This is a genomic window from Streptomyces sp. NBC_01275 (assembly GCF_026340655.1).
In the GTDB taxonomy this organism is placed as follows: Bacteria; Actinomycetota; Actinomycetes; order Streptomycetales; family Streptomycetaceae; genus Streptomyces.
In genome coordinates this window covers 1-646 of sequence record NZ_JAPEOZ010000007.1, presented here as the reverse complement: position 1 = coordinate 646, position 646 = coordinate 1, and the positions used below count along the sequence as shown (strand labels likewise).

Sequence of the window (646 nt, the reverse complement as noted above, 5' to 3'; positions counted from 1 at the left end):
CGCAGGCCGCGGCGAGCACCGCGACATCGCCCATGGCGTTCCCGTCCCTGTCCCTGTTCCCGTTCCCGTTCCCGTTCCCGCTCTCGCCCTCGTCGTCGCCGTCCGTCGTGCCGACGACCGCCGCAGCGCGGACCCCGAACGCCTCCCACAGCCCGCCGAGCGCCACCAACACCGCCCAGCGCGCGGCCCGTTCGCCGACGGCGTCCCGGTCGGCCGCCGAGGTCGGGCGCAGCACGTCGCGCAGCGGCCGGTCGGTGAACGCGCGGAGCGCCTCCTCGCAGAGGTCCAGCCGCTCGGCGAACACCGGAGACGTCTCGGCGAGCCGTGCCGCCCAGCCGAGGTCCGCACCCAGGCCCCGGGCGGTGAACACGAGGACGGCCCGGGCGTCGGCGGCGACACGGCCGTACGCCAGGCCGGGAGAGTCAGGGGAGCTGGGCGAGCTGAGGGAGTCGGATCCCGTGGCCAGGGCCGTCAACCCGGTGAGCAGCTCGGCGCGGTCGGCGCCGAGCACCACCGCACGATGCTCGAACACCGACCTGCCGCGGGCCAGCGCGGCGCCCACCGCGTCGACCGACACCTCAGGGCGGTCCGCCAGATGCGCCGCCAGCCGCTGCGCCTGGGCGCGCAGCGCGTCCTCCGTACGACC

The 646-nt window shown here is 76.8% G+C and carries 1 pseudogene; it reads right to left on the bottom strand.

From position 1 onward, the window contains the following. Nucleotides 1-646, bottom strand: a pseudogene (locus OG562_RS45895) (hypothetical protein); the annotation flags it as partial.